Origin of the sequence: Streptomyces sp. NPDC050504 (genome assembly GCF_044458065.1) — a bacterium.
Classification (GTDB): domain Bacteria; phylum Actinomycetota; class Actinomycetes; order Streptomycetales; family Streptomycetaceae; genus Streptomyces.
The window spans coordinates 411909-425232 of sequence record NZ_JBITHO010000003.1 but is presented as its reverse complement, the minus strand read 5'-3'; the positions used below and the strand labels follow the sequence as shown (position 1 = coordinate 425232).

Genomic DNA, 13324 nt, shown 5'->3' with positions numbered 1-13324 from the left:
GTTGACACCCTACGGGCCGCAGACTCACCATTGAAGTCAATGAACCGAACGATCGGTCGGTAGGGGAGTTGGAGATGACGTCAGTGGCGACAGAGGGGCGCACGACGCCCGGGGCGCACGAGGCGGAGCGGGAGGCCGCCCGCGAAGCGGCGTTCGACGCCGCCGTGGCCGCCGACGAGCGCATCGAGCCCCGCGACTGGATGCCGGAGGCGTACCGCTCCTCGCTCGTCCGCCAGATGGCGCAGCACGCCCACTCCGAGATCATCGGCATGCAGCCGGAAGCCAACTGGATCACCCGCGCGCCCTCGCTGCGCCGCAAGGCGATCCTGATGGCGAAGGTCCAGGACGAGGCGGGCCACGGGCTGTACCTCTACAGCGCGGCGGAGACGCTGGGCACCGGCCGCGACGAGCTGCTCGACAAGCTCCACTCCGGCCGCCAGAAGTACTCATCGATCTTCAACTACCCCACGCTGACCTGGGCCGACGTCGGCGCGATCGGCTGGCTGGTGGACGGCGCCGCGATCACCAACCAGGTCCCGCTCTGCCGCTGCTCCTACGGCCCCTACGCCCGCGCGATGGTCCGGATCTGCAAGGAGGAGTCCTTCCACCAGCGGCAGGGGTACGAACTGCTGCTCGCCCTCTCGCAGGGGACGCCCGAGCAGCACGCGATGGCGCAGGACGCGGTGGACCGCTGGTGGTGGCCCTCGCTCATGATGTTCGGCCCGCCGGACGACGAGTCCTCGCACTCCGCGCAGTCCATGGCCTGGAAGATCAAGCGGCACTCCAACGACGAGCTGCGCCAGCGCTTCGTGGACATAGCCGTCCCGCAGGCCGAGGCGCTCGGCCTGACCCTCCCCGACCCGGACCTGAAGTGGAACGAGGAGCGGGGGCAGCACGACTTCGGCGCGATCGACTGGGACGAGTTCTGGGACGTGCTGAAGGGCAACGGCCCCTGCAACGAACAGCGGCTGACGCAGCGGCGCCGGGCACACGAGGAGGGCGCCTGGGTGCGGGAGGCGGCCGCCGCGTACGCCGCGAAGCACAGCGGCGCGCGGGCCGAAGCACGACCTGACGCACGACCCGAGGCACGAACCGAACCGCAGACCGAAGACGCACCGCACGACCGCAAGGGGGCGACGGCATGAGCAGCTCGACCGACTGGCCGCTGTGGGAGGTGTTCGTGCGCTCCCGCCGGGGGCTCTCCCACACCCACGCGGGGAGCCTGCACGCACCGGACGCCGAGATGGCCCTGCGCAACGCCCGCGACCTGTACACGCGCAGGTCGGAAGGGGTCTCGATCTGGGTGGTGCCGTCCGCGGCGATCACCGCCTCGTCCCCGGACGAGAAGGACCCGTTCTTCGAACCGGCCGCCGACAAGCCCTACCGCCACCCGACGTTCTACGAGATCCCGGAGGGGGTGAAGCACCTGTGAGCACCGAGACCCCGGCAACCACCGGGACCGCCGATGGCACGGCCCTCACCGAAGCCGCCCGGGGCGCCGCACTGGCCCTCGGCGACGACGCCCTGGTGCTCTCGCACCGGCTGGGGGAGTGGGCGGGCCACGCACCGGTCCTGGAGGAGGAGGTCGCGCTGGCCAACGTCGCGCTCGACCTGCTGGGCCAGGCACGGCTGCTGCTCTCCCTCGTCGGCGACGAGGACGAGCTGGCGTACCTGCGCGAGGAGCGCGCCTTCCGCAACCTCCAGCTGGTCGAGCAGCCGAACGGCGACTTCGCCCGCACCATCGCCCGCCAGCTCTACTTCTCCACCTACCAGCGGCTGCTGTACGCGGCGCTGGCGGCGGGCGGCGGCCCCTTCGCCCCGATCGCCGCGAAGGCCGTCAAGGAAGTGGCGTACCACCAGGACCACGCCGAGCAGTGGACGCTGCGGCTCGGCGACGGCACGGCCGAGAGCCACCGGCGGATGCACGACGGCCTGGCCGCGCTGTGGCGGTTCACCGGCGAGATGTTCCAGCCGGTCGAGGGGCTCGACGTCGACTGGCGGGCGCTGGAGGCCGACTGGCTCGCCTCGGTCGCCTCCGTGGTCGAGCGGGCGACGCTGAGCCTGCCCGAGGGGCCGCGGACGGGCGCCTGGGCGGCGGGCGCGGGACGGCAGGGGCTGCACACCGAGCCGTTCGGCCGGATGCTCGCCGAGATGCAGCACCTGCACCGCAGCCACCCGGGGGCGACGTGGTGACCGGCACGTCCCGGGAGACCGCCCCGGACGCGTCGCGGGACACGGCGTCGTACGCGTCGCGGGACACGGCCCTGGAGGCATCGCGGGACACGGCTCTGGAGGCCGAGCTGCGGGCGCTCGCCGGGTCCGTGCCCGACCCCGAACTGCCGGTGCTGACCCTGGCGGAGCTGGGCGTGCTGCGCGGCGTGGAGGTGCACGGCCCCGGCCGGGTCACCGTCCGGCTCACCCCCACGTACACCGGCTGCCCCGCCGTCGAGGCGATGTCCTCGGACATCGAGCGGCTGCTGCACGAGCACGGCGTGGCGGAGGTCTCCGTCGTCAAGGTGCTCTCCCCCGCCTGGTCGACGGACGACATCAGCGCCGACGGGCGGCGCAAGCTCGCCGAGTTCGGCATAGCGCCGCCGCGCGCGCACGCCGCGGACGGGCCCGTGCCGCTCACGCTCTCGGTGCGCTGCCCGCACTGCGGGTCGACCGACACCGAGCTGCTGAGCCGCTTCTCCTCGACGGCCTGCAAGGCACTGCGCCGCTGCGTGTCGTGCCGCGAGCCCTTCGACCACTTCAAGGAGTTGTAGATGTTCCATCCGCTCCGGGTGAGCGAGGTCGAGCGGCTCACCGACGACTCGGTCGCCGTCACCTTCGCCGTGCCGCCCGAGCTGCACGAGACCTTCCGCCACACGCCGGGGCAGCACGTGGCGCTGCGCCGCTTCGTGGCCGGCGAGGAGATCAGGCGCACGTACTCGATCTGCGCGCCCGCCGTCGCCGCGCCCGCCGCGCCCGTGCTGCGGGTGGGCATCCGGCTGGTGGAGGACGGCGCGTTCTCCACGTACGCGCTCAAGGAGCTGGCGGTCGGGGACGCGGTGGACGTGATGCCGCCGACGGGCCGGTTCGTGCTGGAGCCGCGCGCGGGGCACTTCGCGGCGGTCGTCGGCGGCAGCGGGATCACTCCGGTGCTGTCGATGGCGGCGACGCTGCTGGCGCGGGCGCCCGAGGCCCGGTTCTGCCTGATCAGGGGCGACCGCACGGTGGCCTCGACGATGTTCCTCGACGAGGTCGCCGACCTGAAGGACCGCTACCCGGACCGGTTCCAGCTGGTCACGGCGCTCTCCCGGGAGGAGCAGCAGTCCGGTCTCGACTCCGGACGGCTGGACCGGGAGCGGCTCGCGGGGCTGCTGCCCGCGCTGCTGCCGGTGGCGGACGTGGACGGCTGGTTCCTGTGCGGACCGCTCGGGCTCGTACAGGGCGCGGAGGCGGCGCTGAAGGAGCTGGGCGTCGGGCGCGGCCGGGTCCACCAGGAGATCTTCCACGTGGAGGACGGCACGGCGGCGGTGTCCGACCGTCAGGCCGCGGCCGTCCCCGCGGGCGCCGTACTGACCGCGACGCTCGACGGCCGCTCGGGCAACTGGCCGGTCCAGGAGGGCGAGTCGCTGCTGGAGACGGTGCTCAGGGCACGCTCCGACGCCCCGTACGCCTGCAAGGGCGGCGTGTGCGGCACGTGCCGGGCGTTCGTGGTCTCGGGCGAGGTGCGGATGGACCGCAACTTCGCGCTGGAGCCCGAGGAGACCGACGCCGGATACGTCCTGGCCTGCCAGTCCCGTCCGGCGACCCCGGAGGTGGAACTCGACTTCGACCGCTGACCGCGCGGGTCGACCGTACGGGGGTCCGTGCTGGAGTCCGTGCTGGGGGGGCCGCGCGGGGTGCGCCGGCCTTCCCATCCCGTAGAACGTGTTCTATCTTGACGCCCCGTCAGGTCGAATGCGCGCGTGGGAGGACAGGCCCGTGGACTTCACCTTCACCGAGGAGCAGCAGGCGGCCGTGGAAGCGGCCAGGGCCGTCTTCTCGGGCGTCGCCCCGGACGGCGTGCCGAGCCCCGCGCTGACGTCGGGCGCGGTGGCCGACGACTTCGACAGGACGCTGTGGGCCGCGCTCGCGGGCAGCGACCTGCTGGGCCTGGTCCTCGCGCCCGAGCACGGCGGATCGGGGCTCGACGCGATCGCGCTCTGCCTGGTGCTGCGCGAGTCCGCGAAGGTACTGGCGCGGGTGCCGCTGCTGGAGACCTCGGCCGTGGCCCTGACCGTCCAGCGCCACGGCTCCCCGGAGCTGGCGGCCCGGATCCTGCCCGCCGTGGGCCGCGGCGAGCTGGTCCTCACCGCCGCCGCCAACGGCCGCACGGGCCACGACCCCGCCGAACTGGCCGTCACCGCACACCGCACCGACGGCGACGTGCACGGGGACGGCACCGGCGGCACCGGCAGCAGTGGCGACCGGCGCGGCGGCTGGGTGCTCGACGGCGTCGTGACGGGCGTGCCCTGGGCACGGAGCGCGGACCTCGTCGCCGTACCCGCCCACACCTCCGAAGGCCGGACCGTCCTCGCGCTGGTCCCCCGGACGGCGGGCGGCGTCACGCTCGCCGACCAGTTCTCCACGAGCGGCGAGCTCCAGGCAGAGGTGACCCTGGACTCCGTACGCGTCGACGGCGGCGCCGTCATCGACGCCGACGGCGCCTGGGAGCGGCTGCGCCTGCTGCTCACCACCGGCACCTGCGCGCTCGCGCTCGGCCTGGGCGAGGCGGTCCTCGCGATGACCGCCCAGTACACCGGAAAGCGCGAACAGTTCGGCTTCCCGCTCGCCACCTTCCAGGCGGTCGCCGTGCAGGCCGCCGACCGCTACATCGACCTGCGCGCCATGGAGGTCACCCTCTGGCAGGCCGCCTGGCGCATCGCCACGGACGCGGGCGGCGCGCTGCCCGTCGCCGGGGACGTCGCGGTGGCGAAGGTCTGGGCGTCGGACGGGGTGCGCCGGGTCGTCCAGACGGCACAGCACCTGCACGGCGGCTTCGGCGCGGACACCGACTACCCGCTGCACCGCTTCCACGCCTGGGCCAAGCAGCTGGAGCTGTCCCTCGGCCCGGCCGCCGCCCACGAGGAGGCCCTGGGCGACCTCCTGGCCACCCACCCCCTGGGCGGCTGACCCGAAGGGCCGCAGGCCCCGGGGGGCCGGGGGGGGGACGAGGGGCGGGGCGGGGGCGGGGACTAGAGGACGAACGCCGGGTTGCCGCTCTCGCTCACCATCGGGCGCCCAGCGCCGTCCCAGGCCAGCATCCCGCCGTCGATGTTCACCGCGTCGATGCCCTGCTGCACCAGGTACTGCGTGACCTGCGCGGACCGCCCGCCGACCCGGCACATCACGTACGCCGTGCGGCCGTCGGCCACCGCGTCGGTCACCTCGCCGAAGCGGGCCACGAAGTCGCTCATCGGGACGTGCAGCGCGCCCTCGACGTGCCCCGCCGCCCACTCGTCGTTCTCCCGCACGTCCAGCACCAGCCCGTCGGCCGGCACCGCCGCGATGTCCACCGAGGGCAGCGGGGCGAAGTTCATGGGTCAGCCTTCTCTCGTACGCACGCGGCAAAAGTCCCCGGAAACGCTACTGCACGAGCCCCGCGAGCTCCGCCTCGCGTTGTGCGACCTGGGCGAGCAGCTGCTCGGCGATCTCGTCGAGCAGCCGGTCGGGGTCGTCGGGCGCCATCCGCAGCATCGCGCCGATCGCGCCCTCCTCCAGCTCCTTGGCGAGCAGGGTCAGCAGTTCCTTGCGGGCCGCGAGCCACTCCAGCCGGGCGTAGAGCTCCTCGCTCTCGCTCAGCCGCTGCGGCTCGGGCACGGGCCCGGCCGCCCACTCGTCGGACAGTTCCTGGAGCAGCGCGACGTCCCCGCGCCCGTAGGCGGCGTTCACCCGGGAGATGAACTCGTCGCGCCGCGCCCGCTCCCGCTCGTCCTGGGCCAGGTCCGGGTGGGCCTTGCGCGCCAGGTCGCGGTAGAGCTTGCGGGCCTCCTCGCTGGGCCGCACCCGCTTCGGCGGACGCACGGGCTGCTCGGTCAGCATCGCCGACGCCTCGGGCGAGAGCCCGTCGGAGTCCATCCAGCCGTGGAACAGCTCCTCGACCTCCGGCATCGGCAGTACGGCGGCCCGCGCCTCCCGCGCCTTGCGCAGGTCGTCGGGGTCGCCGGAGAGCGCGGCCCGCGCCTCGGCGATCTCGGCGTCCAGCTCGTCGAGGCGGGTGTACATCGGGCCGAGCTTCTGGTGGTGCAGCCGGGAGAAGTTCTCCACCTCCACCCGGAACGTCTCCACCGCGATCTCGAACTCGATCAACGCCTGCTCGGCGACCCGCACGGCCTTCTCCAGCCGCGCCTCGGGCCGCTGCTCGTCCTGTGCGGCCCCGGGCGGCCCCGAAGGCTCGTCGTGCGGGGTGGTCGGCCCTTGAGGGGCGGCATCCTGGCTCACCCGCCCAGCCTACGGGCGCCCGCGCCCGCTCCCACGCCTCGGGGGGCCTCCCTCCCCCTCCCCCCCCCGCCCTCCCTCCCCGCCTCCGTTCGCACGCACGCGCAACCTTCAACGCACGGCCTCAAGCTCACGGCCCCAACACGCCGCCCCAGCCCGCGCCCCCCACACGCGCCCCAACACGCGCCACAGCCCGCGGGCGCGCGAGTGCGTGGCTACACCCCCGGTTCCGCCGTTACACCCCCGGTTCCGCCGCTATCCGGCCGTCCTTGACCGCCTTCACCAGTTCCGCGTGGTCCGCCTCGGTCTGGTCCGCGTACGCCACCGCGAAGGCCGCCACCGCTTCGTCCAGCTCCTCGCTCTTGCCGCAGTACCCGCCGATCAGCCGGGGGTCGGCGCTGTGCGCATGGGCCCGCGCCAGCAGCGCGCCCGTCATCCGCCCGTAGTCGTCCAGCTGGTCCGCGGCGAGCGCCGCCGGGTCCACGCTGCCCTTGCGGTTCCTGAACTGCCTGACCTGGTAGGGCCTGCCGTCGACGGTCGTCCAGCCGAGCAGGTTGTCGCTCACCACCTGCATCCGCTTCTGTCCGAACACCACCCGGCGCCCCTCGTGCTCCACCTCGGGCGTCTCGAAGTCCACGGCCGCCAGGTAGGGGAGCAGCGCCGAGGGACGCGCCTCCTTCACCTGGAGCACCAGCGGCTCGCCCCGGTGGTCGAGCAGCAGCACCACGTACGACCGCGTGCCCACGCTCCCCGTGCCGACCACCCGGAACGCCACGTCGTGTATCTCGTACCGCGCGAGCAGCGGGTGCCGGTCCTCGGGCAGCGTCTCCAGGTACGCGCCCAGCGACGCGGCGACCGCCGCCGCCTCGCCGTCGGGCACCCGGCGCAGCACGGGCGGCGCGTCCACGAAGCGCCGCCTGCCGTCCCCCGACCGCTCCGTGGCCTTGGCTGCGAACCGCGCGCTGGTGTTGCCGCGCGCCTTCTCCGCGACCCGCTCCAGAGTGCCGAGCAGGTCGCGCGCGTCCGTGTGCGAGACCAGCTCCTCGTCCGCGATGGCGTTCCAGGCGTCCAGCACGGGCATCTTGGCCAGCAGCCGCATGGTCCGCCGGTACGCCCCCACCGCGTCGAAGGCCGCGGCCCTGCAGACGTCCTCGTCCGCGCCCGCCTGCCGTCCGGCGAGGACCAGCGAGGCGGCGAGCCGCTTCACGTCCCACTCCCAGGGCCCGATCACGGTCTCGTCGAAGTCGTTCAGGTCGATGACGAGGCCGCCGCGCGCGTCGCCGTACAGCCCGAAGTTGGCCGCGTGGGCGTCGCCGCAGATCTGCGCGCGTATGTCCGTGACCGGCGTCCCCACCAGGTCGTGGGCCATCAGGCCGGCCGCGCCGCGCAGGAAGGCGAAGGGCGTCGCGGCCATCCGGCCCACCCGTATCGGCGCCAGCTCGGGCACCCGGCCCCTGCTCGACTCCTCCACCGCGCGCACCGCGTCCGGCCGGTCGACCGCGAGCACCAGCGAGTCGTGCGACAACCGCGGCACCCGGTCGCGCAGCGCCTTGCCGACGGCCTTCGGCGAGCCGTCGCCGCCGCTCCGCATGAAGCCCGGCACCACGGGGACGCGCCGGTCCCCCGCCGTCGCCCGCTGCGCCGGCACCATCACGTCGGTCTCGGCCATGACAGCCGCCTCCCCCAGTGTTCGTAGGGCTCGAACAACATCAACCGGCAATGACGTTACCGCCGGGCTCCGGCGGACGTCTTCCCCCTGTGGACAAGCTCCGACCTGTGGAAAAGCCCGTCACCCACAGGAGCACCACGGGGCCTCCGGAGCCGCCTCACGCCCCCGCCCGGCACCCTCGCCCCAGAGCCCCCGCTCCAGAGCCCCGCGCCCAGAGCCCCCGCTAGAGCCCCACGCCCGGAGCCCCCCGCCCGGAGTCCCCGCCTAGAGCCCCGCGTCCCGCGCCAGCAGCGCCGCCTGCACCCGGTTGTCGCACCCCAGCTTCGCCAGGATCCTGCTGACGTACGTCTTCACGGTGGCCTCGCTCATGTGCAGCCGCCTGCCCGCTTCGGCGTTGGACAGCCCCTCCCCGAGCAGCGCCAGCACCTCGCGCTCCCGTCCGCTGAGCGCCGCCACCCGGGACCGCGCCTCGTCGTTGCGCACGGCCGACCGCCCCGACGAGAGCTGGTCCACCACGTGCCGGGTCGCCCCCGGCGAGAGGTACGCGTCCCCGGCCGCCGCCGCCCGCACGGCCCGGATCAGCTCGGCGGGCGCGGTGTCCTTGAGCAGGAACCCCGCGCTCCCGTGCTCCAGCGCCCGCAGGACGTTCTCCCGCTCGCCGAAGGTGGTGAGGACGATCACCCGGGTCGCGGGGGCCGACCTGCGCAGCTCGGCCAGCGCCGTGAGCCCGTCCATCACCGGCATCTGGATGTCGAGCAGCATCACGTCCGCCGCGTGGGCCCGCGCCAGCTCGACGGCCTCGCGCCCGTGGGACGCCTCGCCCACCACCTCGATGCCCGGGTCGGACGTGAGGATCATCCGGATCCCCGCCCTGATCAGCGGCTCGTCGTCGGCGATGACCACCCTGATGAGCGGCCCCGCGGGACCCCCGGCCCCGGGCCCCGCGCCCGTCACGCCCACTGCCGCCTCACTCCCGTACGCCCTTCTCCACTACCGGCTCCACGGCCGACTCCACCACCGGGCCCACTGCCGGGCCTACCGCCGGACCTCGTAGGACTTCTTCTCGATCAGCTTGCCGTCCTTGAAGCAGAATCTGAACACGGGCTCGCTGTTGATGTCCTCCCCCAGCTCCGACGACATCAGCACCAGGCACTCGGCCCCCTCCGGCGTCTTCGGTCCCTTCCCGTCGAGCCCCGACGTCATCACGGTGTCGCCGCTGGGCAGCATGTCCCGCACCTTCTGCTCGCTCGTGCCGACCTTCACCCGGTGGTACTGCTCCGGTTCGATCATCCCCTTGTCCAGCGACCCCACCAGGAAGTAGATGCCCACGCCCACCGCGAGCAGCAGGGCCACGACCACCCCGACCGCGATCCCGCACCCCACCGCGAACCCACTGCGCTTGCCCCTGCTCACTGCCAGCTCCCGTTCCGAAATGGCCCAGCCCTTGAACCGGCCACCCTTCCCGGGCCCCGCCGCCCCCGACTGCTGCCGGAAGTCGTCGGCCGCGTCGACGAACGGCGCGCCCTCCACGGCGTCGCCGCCGTAGTCGCCGCCGTACGGGAGCACGCCCGCCACCCGGAAGCCGCCCTCCGCGGTCGGCCCCGCGTGCACCATGCCGCCCACCAGCCGGGCGCGCTCGTGCAGCCCGGCCAGCCCCTGGCCGCCGCTCACCACGTCGTCCGCGGGCCGCGCGCCGGGGCCGTTGACGATCTCCACGACGAACGAGTCCGGTTCGAAGCGCAGCTCCACCGCGATCGCCGCGTCGGGCGCGTGCTTGTAGGCGTTGGTCAGCGCCTCCTGGACGATCCGGTACGCCGCGTGGTCGGCCGCGGGGGCGAGCGGGCGCGCCTCGGCCGGGCAGCGCAGCTCCACCGCCGTGCCCGCGGCCGCCGCCGAGTCCACCAGTCCCTGGATCCCGGCGATGCCGCGCGCCGCGCGCCCCGTCTCGTCCACGGCCTGCTCGGGGGCCTCCACCCCGTCCCTGAGGATGCCGACGACTTCGCGCAGCTCGTGCATGGCGGTCACCGACGCCTCCCGCAGCACCCCGGTCACCTCCCGCTGGCGCTCGGTCAGGTCGGGGTCGACCTCCAGCGCCCCGGTGTGCACGGAGATCAGCGCCAGCCGGTGTCCCAGGCTGTCGTGCATGTCCTGGGCGATGCGCTGCCGCTCCCGCAGCCTGGCCTGGCCGACCACCATCGCGCGCTCGCGCAGCAGCTGCGCGTTGTACTCCTGGAGCGCGTGCACCAGCGACCGCCGCTGCGCGAGGTAGCGGCCGACGAGTCCGGGCAGCGCCACGGTGACGAGGAAGGTGAGGGTGGGCAGCAGCGCCAGGGAGATCGACTGCACCCACGGCCAGCTGTCCCAGACCGTGAAGGCGAAGTAGAGCGCGAACGAGGCGCTGAAGGCGCCCAGCGCCCTGCCCGCCCCCTCGATCCTGCGCCCGGCCGACCAGCCCACCAGCACCAGCAGCGGGCTGAACCCGACGACGACCCCGCCGGGCGCCCCCACGAGCAGCAGTACGGAGACGGGGAACCTGCGCCGCAGCAGCGACAGCACCACGACGGCCGCGCCGATCAGCGCGGGCGGCGCCGACCGGCCCACCAGGTCCTCGGCGCCCAGGGCGAACAGCAGCAGCAGCGCCGCCAGCACCGCCTCGCCCGCGATGCGGCGCCTCGACCACATCTCCGGCGGGGCCAGCCACCGCCGGCCGTCCCGCATCCGGCCCTTCAGTCCCGCTACCGCTTCCACGCCCGGCACCCTAGGCGGCCGGCCCGGACCCCGGCCGTCCTCTTTCGTAGCGCGCCGCCACGACGAAGGTCGCCCCGCCGTACCGGACGGGCGGCCCCCCATTTCCGGGTCCACCAACCGCCAATTCGGATCTCATAACCAACTGCCGTACAATTAAACCGAGTTGAACCAGCCAGTAGGAAGCCCCGGCCCGGCCAATCAGAAGCAGGCCGACTTCACCGCGGTCAACCCCCGCCGCCGTGCGTAGCGCAAGGGACCGGCAGGTGTCCGGAATGCGGGGCACCATCCCTCACCAAAAACGGATTTATCACCTATGAATACCCCGGAATCATTGATTCCGGGGCCCGTTTTTTTATCAATAAAAAACCTCTCAAACGAGGGATGCTGGGATAGCATGATCATCTCAGGGGTTGGGACAACGTGTTCCAACTAGGGGAAGATGGTGTAGACGTGACCTTGTCCACCTTGAGCCGTTTCGATCTGACCACTGCTGAGCTCAATCAGGTCGAGGAGCTAGTAGGACGCCTGTGCGGCGAATTCAGTGAGGCCAGCGGCGTCGAATTCGTCCGACGCGCCGCGGAACTCTCCGTGCACCTTCCGGAGCGGCTGGTCGGCTTCCTGGAGCGGTACCGGCGCGAGAGCCTGACCGCCGCGGTCGTCGTGTCCGGATTCCCGGTGAGCGACGACGCGATCGGCACGACGCCGGGACACTGGCGCGAGCGCTCCCTGGCCACGCCGCGGGAAGACGCGTACCTCACCCTGCTGACCTCGCGGCTCGGCGACCTGTTCTGCTGGAAGTCGCTCCAGGACGGACGCCTGCTCAACGACGTCGTGCCGATCGCGGGCGACGAGAGCAGCCAGACCGGCCACGGCAGCAAGGTCGAGTTCGACGTGCACTGCGAGGACGGCTTCAACGACTTCCGGTGCGACTTCGTCGGCCTCATGTGCTTCCGCAACCGCGAACACATCGCCACGACGGTCTCGCTCATGGACGACATCCGGCTGAGCGAGGAGGACGAGAAGGTCCTGCGCGAGGCGCGGTTCGTCCTCTCGCCCGACTCCGAGACCGTCAGGAACGCCGCCAGCCTCGGCCAGACGGGCCCCAAGCTCGTGCCCCTGCTGAACGGCGACGCCGAAGAGCCCTACGTGCGCATCGACTGCCGCGAGTACATGAAGGCCGTCGACGGCGACGCCGAGGCGGACCGGGCGCTGACGAACCTGCTCGAAGAGTTCCGCCGCGTACAGCAGTCGATCGACCTGAACCAGGGCGACGTCTGCCTGATCGACAATTACCGCTCCGTGCACGGCCGCCAGCCCTTCCGTCCGAAGTACGACGGATACGACCGCTGGTACCGCAAGGCACTGGTGACCCGTGACCTGCGGAAGTCCCGCACACTCCGCGAATCGGCTTCCGGATACGTAATCGACATGACGAAGTACGTATAGCGTCACCGCTCTCTCAATTACGCCGCAAATGAACCAGCGGCGCGCATTGCGCTGGGCAAAACCCAGCGCAATGCAGCACGTACGTCTCGAACAGGAGAAATCATGACTGAACTTCGTACCGGCGGAACTCACGTACTTCTCGTGACGCCTTTCCTGCCCGATCACGAGCGCGACCGCGAATCGCTTTCCTCCCTGATCGAGCACGTCCTGGACGCGGGCGCCGACGGCGTCATCGCACTGGGGACGACCGGCGAATTCTTCACGATGACGGCGGCCGAGCGCGCGGACACCGTCGACGAGGTCGTCGAGCTGGTGCGCGGCCGGGTGGCGGTCACCGTCGGCGTCGGGTCCGACAGCACGGCCGAGGCCGTGAAGCTCGCCCGGCACGCGCAGACCGCGGGCGCCGACTGCGTCATGGTCCTGCCGCCGTTCTACTTCGCCAAGTCCGCCGACGCCCAGCTCGCGCACTTCTCCGCGGTCGCCGAGGCCGTCGACATCCCCGTCATGATCTACGACGGGGCCGACGGCATCGAGGTGGACGCCACCACCGTCGCCGCGCTCGCGCAGGAGTTCGACAACGTCAAGTACGTGAAGATGGCGCTGCCCGCACCGCAGCGGGTCGCCGAGCTGCGCCGCCTGGCGCCGCAGGTCACCGTCTTCGCCGGCGACGACGCGACGCTCGTCTCCGCGCTCCGCCTCGGTGCCGCGGGCAGCGCCATCGCCACCGGCAACTTCCTGCCCAAGGAGGTCATCGCGCTGCACGCGGCGGCCAACTCCGGCGACTGGGACAAGGCGTCCGAGGTGTTCGCGGACAGCCTGCTGCACGGCGTCGCCGCCACCGCGAACCCCAAGAACCAGTTCATCGCCCGCATCAAGGCCGTGCTCGCGGCGCAGGGCGTCATCGCCCACGCGACGGTCCGCCCGCCGCTCGCCCAGCTGAAGCCGTACGAGACCGAGGACCTGCTCGCCTCGGTCCGCGCAGCAGGGATCCTGTAG

13 protein-coding genes are annotated in these 13324 nt (G+C 72.7%); 8 read left to right on the top strand and 5 right to left on the bottom strand.

From position 1 onward, the window contains the following. Positions 1-74: 74 nt before the first annotated feature. The 6 genes from paaA to ACIBNE_RS13005 all read left to right on the top strand — a co-directional run bounded on the left by paaA (position 75) and on the right by ACIBNE_RS13005 (position 5160). Positions 75-1145, top strand: coding sequence for a 1,2-phenylacetyl-CoA epoxidase subunit PaaA (gene paaA, locus ACIBNE_RS13030; RefSeq protein WP_399271587.1), 1071 nt, complete (start codon positions 75-77; stop codon positions 1143-1145). Further along, positions 1142-1432, top strand: coding sequence for a 1,2-phenylacetyl-CoA epoxidase subunit PaaB (gene paaB / locus ACIBNE_RS13025; RefSeq protein WP_267241764.1), 291 nt, complete (start codon positions 1142-1144; stop codon positions 1430-1432). Before paaA ends, paaB begins: the two co-directional genes overlap by 4 nt. Further along, positions 1429-2193, top strand: coding sequence for a 1,2-phenylacetyl-CoA epoxidase subunit PaaC (paaC, locus tag ACIBNE_RS13020; RefSeq protein WP_399271586.1), 765 nt, complete (start codon positions 1429-1431; stop codon positions 2191-2193). The genes paaB and paaC overlap by 4 nt, the downstream gene beginning before the upstream one ends. 71 nt (positions 2194-2264) lie before the next feature. After that, positions 2265-2765, top strand: coding sequence for a 1,2-phenylacetyl-CoA epoxidase subunit PaaD (paaD, locus tag ACIBNE_RS13015; protein WP_399271666.1), 501 nt, complete (start codon positions 2265-2267; stop codon positions 2763-2765). Further along, the gene (locus ACIBNE_RS13010; RefSeq protein ID WP_399271585.1) at positions 2766-3827 is read left to right on the top strand and encodes a 2Fe-2S iron-sulfur cluster-binding protein; all 1062 of its coding nucleotides are present in this window, start codon (positions 2766-2768) and stop codon (positions 3825-3827) included. A 142-nt stretch (positions 3828-3969) separates the two neighbouring features. After that, positions 3970-5160 (top strand): acyl-CoA dehydrogenase family protein, encoded by a 1191-nt coding sequence (locus tag ACIBNE_RS13005; RefSeq protein ID WP_399271584.1) that lies wholly within the window; start codon positions 3970-3972, stop codon positions 5158-5160. A gap of 62 nt (positions 5161-5222) precedes the next feature. Here the strand turns inward: ACIBNE_RS13005 and ACIBNE_RS13000 are convergent, their stop codons facing one another. The 5 genes from ACIBNE_RS13000 to ACIBNE_RS12980 all read right to left on the bottom strand — a co-directional run bounded on the left by ACIBNE_RS13000 (position 5223) and on the right by ACIBNE_RS12980 (position 10882). Beyond that, the gene (locus tag ACIBNE_RS13000; protein ID WP_399271583.1) at positions 5223-5567 is read right to left on the bottom strand and encodes a rhodanese-like domain-containing protein; all 345 of its coding nucleotides are present in this window, start codon (positions 5565-5567) and stop codon (positions 5223-5225) included. 46 nt (positions 5568-5613) lie between these two features. After that, positions 5614-6468 (bottom strand): J domain-containing protein, encoded by an 855-nt coding sequence (locus ACIBNE_RS12995; RefSeq protein WP_399271582.1) that lies wholly within the window; start codon positions 6466-6468, stop codon positions 5614-5616. Positions 6469-6700: 232 nt separating this feature from the next. Next, on the bottom strand, positions 6701-8134 hold the full coding sequence (locus tag ACIBNE_RS12990; RefSeq protein WP_399271581.1) for a DUF2252 domain-containing protein: 1434 nt from the start codon (positions 8132-8134) through the stop codon (positions 6701-6703). 264 nt (positions 8135-8398) lie between these two features. Further along, positions 8399-9094, bottom strand: a complete 696-nt coding sequence (locus ACIBNE_RS12985) for a response regulator (protein WP_399271580.1) — start codon at positions 9092-9094, stop codon at positions 8399-8401. A gap of 75 nt (positions 9095-9169) precedes the next feature. Further along, positions 9170-10882 carry a sensor histidine kinase gene (locus ACIBNE_RS12980; protein WP_399271579.1) on the bottom strand — a complete coding sequence of 571 codons (1713 nt, stop codon included), beginning with the start codon at positions 10880-10882 and terminating at the stop codon, positions 9170-9172. 465 nt (positions 10883-11347) lie between these two features. Between ACIBNE_RS12980 and ACIBNE_RS12975 the strand changes: the two genes are divergently transcribed. Together ACIBNE_RS12975 and ACIBNE_RS12970 are read left to right on the top strand one after the other, a co-directional pair. Beyond that, positions 11348-12328 (top strand): TauD/TfdA family dioxygenase, encoded by a 981-nt coding sequence (locus tag ACIBNE_RS12975; RefSeq protein ID WP_399271578.1) that lies wholly within the window; start codon positions 11348-11350, stop codon positions 12326-12328. Positions 12329-12430: 102 nt separating this feature from the next. Next, entirely contained in the window at positions 12431-13324 is an 894-nt protein-coding gene (locus ACIBNE_RS12970; protein ID WP_399271577.1) for a dihydrodipicolinate synthase family protein, read from the top strand.